This is a genomic window from Butyrivibrio sp. WCD3002, from assembly GCF_000424265.1.
Lineage (GTDB): Bacteria > Bacillota > Clostridia > Lachnospirales > Lachnospiraceae > Butyrivibrio.
Map to the genome: position 1 here is coordinate 18,342 of NZ_AUJO01000032.1, position 9,221 is coordinate 27,562.

Genomic DNA, 9,221 nt, shown 5'->3' on the forward strand with positions numbered 1-9,221 from the left:
AAAGTAGGTTAGTTTAAAATGGCAAATCAGAAATCAAGTGCTTCTAAAGGTAAGAAGCGTGTCAAGAAGAACGTTGAACGCGGACAGGCGCACATTCAGTCATCTTTCAATAACACAATCGTTACATTGACAGATGCTGCAGGAAATGCTCTTAGCTGGGCAAGTGCTGGCGGTCTTGGATTTAAAGGTTCAAGGAAATCTACTCCTTATGCTGCACAGATGGCTGCAGAGACAGCAACAAAGGCTGCACTTATTCACGGCCTTAAGACTGTTGATGTCTTTGTAAAGGGACCGGGATCAGGAAGAGAAGCTGCAATCAGAGCTCTTGCTGCAAGTGGTCTTACTGTTACCAGTATTACGGATGTAACTCCTGTACCTCATAACGGATGCCGCCCGCCCAAGCGCCGCAGAGTATAATCCTATTTGTAAACTTCACAGTCAGGCTAAATATTTGATATTTTGGCCTGACTATGAAATATATGACACTATTAACCTTAAACTCGTTGGAAGAAGGCACAGATCTATAGTGCTGTAAACAACATCAGGATTTTCCTGAAAAAGAAAGGAGCCAATAATGGCAGTAAACAGAGTTCCAGTACTTAAGAGATGCAGATCCCTTGATTTGGATCCCACATTCCTTGGATATGACAAGAAGTCCAAGAGAACAAACAGCAGAGCAAACAAGAAGATGAGCGAGTATGGTCTTCAGCTTCGTGAGAAGCAGAAAGCTAAGTTCATCTATGGCGTTCTTGAGAAGCCTTTCCGTAACTACTACGACAAGGCTGATCGTCAGAAGGGTCAGACTGGTGAAAACCTCATGGTTCTTCTTGAGCGCAGACTTGATAATGTTATTTTCCGTATGGGCTTTGCAAGAACAAGAAGAGAAGCTAGACAGGTTGTTCTTCACAAGTTCATCACAATCAATGGTAAGGTTGTAAACATTCCTTCATACCTCATCAAAGCTGGTGATATTATCGAGGTAAGAGAGTCAGCTAGAAGCACTCAGAGATTCAAGGATATCGCTGAGATCACAAATGGCAGACTTGTACCTGAGTGGCTTGATGTAAATAAGGATAATTTCAGTGGTACAGTTAAAGAATTCCCTTCAAGAGATGTAATCGACGTTCCCGTTGACGAAATGTTGATCGTCGAGTTGTATTCTAAGTAATTTTAGGACACATAATAAAACCAAAAGGAGGGTATGTCCGTGTTTGATTTTGAAAGACCAAATATTGAAGTTGCTGAGATTTCAGAGGATAAGAAGTATGGCAGATTCGTTGTTGAGCCCCTTGAAAGAGGCTACGGCATCACACTTGGAAACTCACTCAGAAGAATTATGTTATCTTCATTGCCTGGAGCAGCAGTAAGTCAGGTCAAAATCGAAGGTGTACTGCATGAGTTCAGTTCTATTCCCGGCGTAAAGGAAGATGTTACTGAAATCATAATGAATATCAAGAATCTTGCTATTCGCAACAATTCTGAGACAAATGAGCCCAAGACTGCTTATATCGAGTTCTCAGGAGAGGGCGTAGTAACAGCTGCAGATATTCAGGTAGATCAGGATATCGAGATCACAAATCTTGATCAGGTAATAGCTACACTGTCCGGTAAGGATGCTAAGCTCTACATGGAGCTTACAATCACAAAGGGCAGAGGATATGTAAGTTCAGACAAGAACAAGCTTGCTGATCTTCCTATCGGTGTTATTGCTGTAGATTCAATCTACACACCTGTAGAACGTGTAAATGTCAGCGTTGAGAATACACGTGTGGGTCAGGTTACTGACTATGATAAGCTGACACTTGATGTTCACACAAACGGAACACTTGGTCCCGATGAGGCTGTAAGCCTTGCTGCTAAGGTCCTTAGTGAGCATCTTAGCCTCTTCATCGATCTGTCTGAGAATGCCAAGACTGCAGAAGTTATGGTAGAGAAGGACAATGATGAGAAGGAGAAGGTTCTTGAGATGAGCATCGATGAGCTTGAGCTCAGCGTACGTTCCTTCAACTGTCTCAAGAGAGCCGGCATCAATACCGTTGAAGAGCTTACAAACAAGACTTCTGACGATATGATGAAGGTTAGAAACCTCGGACGTAAGTCACTTGAGGAAGTGCTTGCTAAGCTTGATGAGCTCGGACTTGCACTTAGAACAGGTGAAGATCAGAACTAAGATATTGTACTAATATGTGTTCGCTGAAGGTAAAACCGATGTGTACTGATGCGGATTCTCATAGGTATAAACACAACATACCGAAAGTAAATCCAAAGAGTATTTTGGTATGCACCACAGCAGAGGGAACTCTGCAATTGAGAAAGGATGTAAATAATTATGGCAATGTACAGAAAGTTAGGCAAAGCAACAAAGCCTAGAAGAGCACTTCTTAGAAACCAGGTAACACAGCTTCTTTACAACGGCAAGATCGTTACAACCGAGGCTAGAGCTAAGGAAGTAAAGAAGATTGTTGAGCCTATCATCGCTCTTGCAGCTAAAGAGATGGACAACTACGAGACTGTAACAGTTGAGGCAAAGGTTGCTCGCAAAGATAAAGATGGCAAGCGCGTTAAGGAAGTTAAGGATGGTAAGAAGGTAACAGTTTATGATACTGTTCAGAAGGAGATCAAAAAGGATAAGCCTTCACGTATGCACGCTAGAAGACAGATTCTCAAGACTCTTTATCCTGTAACTGAGGTTCCTGCTGAGAAGGCTGGAAGAAAGAAGAACACAAAGCAGATCGACCTTGTTGATAAGCTTTTCACAGAGTATGGTCCTAAGTACGCTAGCCGTAACGGTGGTTACACAAGAATCGTAAAGATTGGTCAGCGTAAGGGCGATGCAGCTATGATGGTTGTTCTTGAGCTTGTATAATTTATAACTATTAAAATTAAAAGACCTGGCTTTGATGCCAGGTCTTTTTACGTTTAAAAAAGCATTAACCGATTTAATTATCGATAGAAAGCATTGTTCGATGTAATCATCTATAGAAAGCACTATTCGACTTAATCGTCGATAACGTCTTCTGATTGAGTGCTGTAGGCCTTATCGGGATGTTTTGCTGCATATTCTGCAAGAGTCTCTCCTCCGTTCATGACTCTGGCTATTACGGCGCAAACAGCTATCAGAATAATTATTATAATTAGTTGCTTTAAATAATCTCTAAACATAAGGTAATTGTATCAGAATTACTTCATCAGTTAAATATTTTCGTGAAAACAAAGAAAATATCCGGAGAATTATAAGATCCTTTGATTTAAAAATATCCAGGAAGTGCAGAGTTACGCTTGTTTTTAAGAAGTCCATATAATAAAATGGATGAGATATACGACAAAAAGGCAACAGTAAAAGAGGAAAAATGAGCTCAGAAAACATGCTTAAAGCTGAAAATCTGACATTTGAATATATAAGGCGAGATGAAGAAGGCAATGTTGAGGGGATAACGACCGCAATAGATAATACCAGCCTAGAGGTTAAGCCCGGTGAGTTTATTTCAATACTGGGACATAATGGTTCGGGTAAATCGACACTTGCCAAGCATTTTAATGCACTTTTATCGCCTACAGAAGGTACAGTCTGGGTTGATGGGATGGATACCATGGATGCTGAGAATGTCTGGGATATCAGGCAGGAAGCAGGAATGGTTTTTCAGAATCCTGACAACCAGATAATAGGCCAGATAGTCGAGGAGGACGTGGGATTTGGACCTGAAAACATGGGTATTCCCACAGCTGAGATTTGGGAGAGGGTAGAAGAGAGCCTTAAAACGGTAGGAATGTATGAATTCAGGAAGCATTCTCCTAATCACCTCTCAGGTGGTCAAAAGCAAAGAGTATCCATCGCCGGTGTTATAGCCATGCATCCTAAATGTATTATTCTTGATGAACCGACTGCTATGCTCGATCCTAACGGACGTAAGGATGTAATAAGGGCTGCCAGAGCACTTAATCAGGTTGAAGGCATAACAATAATCCTTATCACTCATTACATGGAGGAAGTAATCTATTCTGACAGAGTTTTTGTAATGGATAAGGGACATATTGAAATGCAGGGTACACCAAGAGAGATTTTTTCACAGGTCGAAAGGCTTAAGGAACTTAGACTTGGTGTTCCGCAGGTTACACTTTTGGCTTACGAGCTTAAGAAGCGTGGCTTAAACATTCCTGAGGGCATTTTAAGCAAGGATGAGCTTGTAAATGCTATTAAGGCACTAAGATATTAAAATATGTAAGTAACGCCTTTAAGGGGCTTTTAATTGAGAATAGAGAGTATAAGATGTCAATTATTCTGGATCATGTAAATTACATATATGATGCTGACACTGCCATGGCGCATACTGCGCTGAAGGATGTATGTCTTCAGATACCTGACGGTCAGTTTATTGGGCTTATAGGGCATACCGGCTCCGGAAAATCCACCCTGATTCAGCATATGAACGGACTTGTTAAACCCACATCGGGATCAGTTTTCTTCGATGGTAAGGATATAAATGATGAAGATTATGATAAAAAGAAGCTTCGCGCAAAAGTAGGACTGGTCTTCCAATATCCGGAGCATCAGCTATTTGAGGTTGACTGTTTTTCGGATGTTTGCTTTGGGCCGAAGAACCTGGGACTTTCTAAAAAAGAAGTGGAGCTAAGGGCTTATGAAGCTTTGAAGCAGGTCGGACTTCCTGATGAGTATTTTTATCAGTCACCATTTGATCTGTCAGGTGGTCAGAAAAGACGTGTAGCCATTGCGGGAGTGCTTGCAATGAAGCCCGATGTTTTGATTCTTGATGAGCCTACTGCGGGGCTTGATCCAAAGGGACGAGAGGAAATACTTGGACTTATTAAGAAACTTCATGACACTATGGGGATCACTGTTATTCTTGTGTCCCACAGCATGGAAGATGTTGCTGATTACGTTGAGCGTATCATAGTCATGAATAAGGGAGAGGTATTCCTTGATGGTGAACCTAAGAAGGTTTTTGCATATTATGAGGAGCTTGAAAAGATAGGTCTTGCAGCACCTCAGGTAACCTATGTGATGCAGGAGCTAAGTAAGGCCGGAATCCCGGTAAATACAGATGTTACCACAATAAAAGAGGCAGCAGATGAGATTATGAGAGTATTCGGATAGTTTGCTGCTTTATGATACATAAATTCCTGAAATTCGGAGAAATGAAAACAGATGCTAAGAGACATCACGTTAGGGCAATATTATCAGACTGATTCATGTATCCACAGACTTGATCCTCGTGTCAAGATTATGGCTACGTTACTGTTTATTATTTCCCTTTTTATTATTGATAACTACATAGGATATGTTGTTGCAGCTGCATTTCTTGTCATGGCTATAAAGCTCAGCAGAGTGCCTGTAAAATTCATTTTTAAGGGCATGAAGGCCATTTATATGCTTCTGGTGATAACTATGGTCTTTAACCTGTTTTTGACGCCTGGAGAGCCGATATTTGAATTCTGGGTGCTGAAGATTACAAGAGAAGGTATTAGGACAGCGATTCTGATGGGAATCAGACTTGTTTTTCTGATAACAGGTTCGTCTATAATGACGCTTACTACTACACCCAATCAGCTTACTGACGGTCTTGAAAAGCTGATGAATCCTTTAAAGAGACTGCATGTTCCGGTTCATGAGATCGCCATGATGATGGCGATTGCCCTTAGATTTATTCCTATTTTGTTGGAAGAGACTGACAAGATAATGAAGGCTCAGATAGCAAGAGGAGCTGATTTTGAGAGCGGATCAATTATGAACAGGGCAAAAAGTCTTATTCCGCTTCTTGTACCGCTTTTTATTTCTGCTTTCAGAAGAGCCAACGACCTTGCCATGGCAATGGAAGCCAGATGCTATCGCGGCGGAGAAGGCAGAACCAAAATGAAGCCTCTCATTTATAAAAAGAGAGACGTTATAGCCTATCTTATAGTGATTTTATACATGGCACTTTGCATTTTATTAGGTAAAATACTGTTCTGATAAATGGAAAAAGGAAATACTCATTTAGAAAGTAAAAATATAATAGAGAAAGCCATGCCGGTAAAAAGAAGGATACTCCTCAAAGTGGCTTACGATGGCAGTGCGTACAGTGGCTTTGCATATCTTGAAAAGGCTAATACCATCGAAGGAACAATTAACACCGCTATTGAGAAGCTGACCGGCGAAAAAACTGAGGTAATTGGCGCCAGCAGAACTGATGCCGGGGTTCATGCCTATGGGAATGTAGTGGTTTTTGATACAGCTTCAACAATTCCGGCTGAGAGCTTTTGCATGGCGTTAAACAGTAAACTTCCTGACGATATAAGGATCATGGAATCCTTTGAGGTTCCGGGGGATTTTCATCCAAGAAAGTGCAGATCTGAAAAGACCTACGAATACAGAATACTAAATACCAGGCTCCCTATTCCTACAAAAAGACTGTATTATTGGCATTGCAGCTATGATTTAGATGAAAAGCTGATGAATGATGCAGGAAAATACATGGAAGGAGAGCATGATTTTTCCAGCTTTTGTGCTTCGGGATCTCAGGCGCTTACTCACGTGAGAACGATAAAATCTGTTGATGTCACAAGAGATGGGGATGTGGTTACCATTCGGGTTGTAGGTAATGGATTTTTGTACAACATGGTACGTATAATCGCCGGTACACTCATGGAAGTTGGAAGAGGAAAAATCAGGCCTGAAGATGTTGAAGGCATAATCGAATCCTGCGATAGAACCAAGGCAGGACCGACTGCTCCGCCTCAGGGGCTTTTTTTGATAAAATATGAATTTCCTGATGGCTTCATATTGACAAATTCGACAAAATGAGCATATAATATATGACTGTGTGACGATAATCGCCGAATTATCCCGGTAAGTAATGAGGCGTGCATCATATATCATATAGCGGATGGATCAGGTGAAGGGTCCTTCGCACCAGAGTTTTTACTTATTAACTGGTTATGGAGGTAATAAATATGAAGACATATATGCCTACTGCTTCTACTGTTGAGAAGAAATGGTATGTTGTAGACGCAACTGATATGACACTCGGTCGTCTTGCTTCTAACGTAGCTAACGTACTTAGAGGAAAGAACAAGCCGATTTATACACCTAACATTGATACAGGTGATTATGTAATCGTTATCAATGCTGATAAGATCAAGGTTACAGGTAAGAAGATGGACCAGAAGATGTACTGGCACCACACTGATTACGTTGGACACCACAAGGAGTTCACTCTTCGTCAGATGATGGAGACACACCCGGAGCGTGTTATCGAGCATGCTGTAAAGGGAATGCTTCCCAAGGGTTCTCTTGGCAGACAGATGTACACAAAGCTTCATGTATATGCAGGTCCTGAGCACGAGCACGCAGCTCAGAAGCCTGAAGTACTTACATTCTAATCTGAAAGGAGAATTTGAAAATGGCTAAAGCAGCAAGTTTCTATGGCACAGGTAGAAGAAAGAAGTCTATCGCCAGAGTTTATCTTACACCCGGTAAGGGAAATATCACTATCAACAAGAGAAACATCGATGAGTATCTTGGACTTGAGACTCTCAAGGTTATCGTTCGTCAGCCTCTCGTTCTTACAGAGACACTTGACAAGTTCGATGTTAACGTAACAGTTCGCGGTGGCGGCACAACAGGTCAGGCTGGTGCAATCCGTCACGGTATCTCAAGAGCACTTCTTCAGGCTGATGCAGAAGAGTACAGACCTGCACTTAAGAAGGCTGGATACCTTACACGTGATCCTAGAATGAAGGAGAGAAAGAAGTACGGTCTCAAAAAGGCTCGTCGTGCTCCTCAGTTCTCAAAGAGATAATCTTTCGAGATTCAAAAAGAATTTACAAACCTCAGGAACTCAGTGTTTCTGGGGTTTTTCTTTTATCTATAATTGTATTCAGCCTCGGTGAAACGCAGAAAAAAGTCATAGAAAGCAGCACGTAAGATGCTAGTAAACAGCAAAAAGATATAGTACATTAAAATGTGGGATACCTGAGAAATGCAAATTCGGAATTTGATAAAACAATTTCAATTTCAGTTTATGCGATGTTAACAAATGGATAGTTTATAGAGGAGAATTGCAGGGATTGAGCTTTAAATGAACTGCAACATAACCGATTATTGGAGGATTACGTAGGTGAATGTAATAGAGATAATAAATAAAAGGCACAGCTACAGAGGAAAGTATCTTTCTAAACAGGTACCTAAAGATGATTTGGTAAAAATACTGGAAGCAGGGATGGCCGCTCCATCTGGATGTAATAAGCAGACTACCAGTTTTATAGCAGTTGATGACTCAAATATATTAAAGAAGATTAATGAAGTTATTAATCCTCCGGTATGTGAAACAGCACCTGCGTTAATTGTAGTGTTGACGCAACGGATAAATGCATATCGTGATAGATGCTTTGCTATACAGGATTACTCGGCTGCAATCGAGAACATGCTATTGACTATCGTGGCGCTTGGATATCAGAGTTGCTGGTATGAAGGTCATATTACAGATGAAGATAGAATATGTGACAAGATAGCTGCTATTCTCTCGGTGCCGGAGAATTATGATGTTGTATGTATATTGCCGGTAGGAGAGGCTGAAAGCGAACCTTCGAAACCCAAGAAAAAAGGGTTTGAAGAAAGAGCTTGGTTTAACACATTCAAAGGTTGAAAGGCTGTTTAACAGGAAGAAAAAAATCGGCAGTTACGGCTGTGTTCATAAGACAGTAACGCAAAATGAGCACTGTTGCGGTGGATTGGCAAAAAAAGAAGAAGCCTGAAAGGAACATACCTTCCAGACTTCTTTTCTTATTAAATAAATTCAAAAAGGTACTATATATTTCTTTTCGTGCATATGATAACGTCATAATAGGAACACCTATAACGAATAAATAAAGCTTAAAAGCTTCCTGTATGATTTAAACAGGGATTGACCTAAAAAGAATACCTCAAGTAAAGTTGGATTGTTACTGACCTGGCAGTTGGTAATAATCCAAGAATACAAGAGGTATCTAACATGAATGCTAAGACAACAAGAAACAAAAATCAAGTCACCAATAGTTTTTCGGTAATAAACACTCTATCAGCCGAAGAAAGACAGTCAAGAATCGATGAACTTCTTAAGACAATGCAGGCTAAGACCTGGCATGATCTTGAAACAACGGGGAAGTTTGATAAGAATGCCAAGCTCTCTTTTATATCGGAGGACATGCTTATAGTAGGATGCGATATAGGCAGTGAAACTCATTAT

The 9,221-nt window shown here is 40.8% G+C and carries 12 protein-coding genes and 1 pseudogene; 12 read left to right on the forward strand and 1 reads right to left on the reverse strand.

Features of this window, described 5'->3' with window-relative positions; all coding sequences use genetic code 11:
- Positions 1-18 precede the first annotated feature (18 nt).
- From rpsK to G608_RS0116800, 4 genes are all read left to right on the forward strand, one after another.
- A complete protein-coding gene (rpsK, locus tag G608_RS0116785) occupies positions 19-417 on the forward strand; it encodes a 30S ribosomal protein S11 (RefSeq protein ID WP_026496981.1) in 399 nt (132 codons plus the stop codon).
- A 157-nt stretch (positions 418-574) separates the two neighbouring features.
- Positions 575-1,168: a 30S ribosomal protein S4 gene (rpsD, locus tag G608_RS0116790; RefSeq protein ID WP_026496982.1), complete on the forward strand. Its 594-nt coding sequence runs from the start codon at positions 575-577 to the stop codon at positions 1,166-1,168.
- Between the two features lie 39 nt (positions 1,169-1,207).
- The gene (locus G608_RS0116795) at positions 1,208-2,170 is read left to right on the forward strand and encodes a DNA-directed RNA polymerase subunit alpha (protein ID WP_026496983.1); all 963 of its coding nucleotides are present in this window, start codon (positions 1,208-1,210) and stop codon (positions 2,168-2,170) included.
- 159 nt (positions 2,171-2,329) lie between these two features.
- On the forward strand, positions 2,330-2,866 hold the full coding sequence (locus G608_RS0116800) for a bL17 family ribosomal protein (protein WP_026496984.1): 537 nt from the start codon (positions 2,330-2,332) through the stop codon (positions 2,864-2,866).
- Between the two features lie 131 nt (positions 2,867-2,997).
- On the opposite strand, the gene G608_RS23700 is transcribed toward G608_RS0116800, so the two are convergent.
- Positions 2,998-3,162 carry a hypothetical protein gene (locus G608_RS23700; protein WP_196810232.1) on the reverse strand — a complete coding sequence of 55 codons (165 nt, stop codon included), beginning with the start codon at positions 3,160-3,162 and terminating at the stop codon, positions 2,998-3,000.
- Positions 3,163-3,350: 188 nt separating this feature from the next.
- On the opposite strand from G608_RS23700, the gene G608_RS0116810 reads away from it, so the two are divergent.
- From G608_RS0116810 to G608_RS0116845, 8 genes and pseudogenes are all read left to right on the forward strand, one after another.
- Positions 3,351-4,214 carry an energy-coupling factor transporter ATPase gene (locus G608_RS0116810; RefSeq protein ID WP_026496985.1) on the forward strand — a complete coding sequence of 288 codons (864 nt, stop codon included), beginning with the start codon at positions 3,351-3,353 and terminating at the stop codon, positions 4,212-4,214.
- 53 nt (positions 4,215-4,267) lie between these two features.
- Positions 4,268-5,113: an energy-coupling factor transporter ATPase gene (locus G608_RS0116815; protein ID WP_026496986.1), complete on the forward strand. Its 846-nt coding sequence runs from the start codon at positions 4,268-4,270 to the stop codon at positions 5,111-5,113.
- A gap of 51 nt (positions 5,114-5,164) precedes the next feature.
- Positions 5,165-5,968 carry an energy-coupling factor transporter transmembrane component T family protein gene (locus G608_RS0116820; RefSeq protein WP_026496987.1) on the forward strand — a complete coding sequence of 268 codons (804 nt, stop codon included), beginning with the start codon at positions 5,165-5,167 and terminating at the stop codon, positions 5,966-5,968.
- Positions 5,969-6,022: 54 nt separating this feature from the next.
- Complete coding sequence (gene truA, locus G608_RS0116825) at positions 6,023-6,799, forward strand: tRNA pseudouridine(38-40) synthase TruA (protein WP_026496988.1); 777 nt, start codon at positions 6,023-6,025, stop codon at positions 6,797-6,799.
- Positions 6,800-6,948: 149 nt separating this feature from the next.
- On the forward strand, positions 6,949-7,377 hold the full coding sequence (gene rplM / locus G608_RS0116830) for a 50S ribosomal protein L13 (RefSeq protein ID WP_026496989.1): 429 nt from the start codon (positions 6,949-6,951) through the stop codon (positions 7,375-7,377).
- Between the two features lie 20 nt (positions 7,378-7,397).
- Positions 7,398-7,796, forward strand: coding sequence for a 30S ribosomal protein S9 (gene rpsI / locus G608_RS0116835; RefSeq protein ID WP_026496990.1), 399 nt, complete (start codon positions 7,398-7,400; stop codon positions 7,794-7,796).
- A 318-nt stretch (positions 7,797-8,114) separates the two neighbouring features.
- Positions 8,115-8,642 (forward strand): nitroreductase family protein, encoded by a 528-nt coding sequence (locus G608_RS0116840; RefSeq protein ID WP_026496991.1) that lies wholly within the window; start codon positions 8,115-8,117, stop codon positions 8,640-8,642.
- A gap of 345 nt (positions 8,643-8,987) precedes the next feature.
- Positions 8,988-9,221 (forward strand): annotated as a pseudogene (locus tag G608_RS0116845) (IS110 family transposase); the annotation flags it as partial.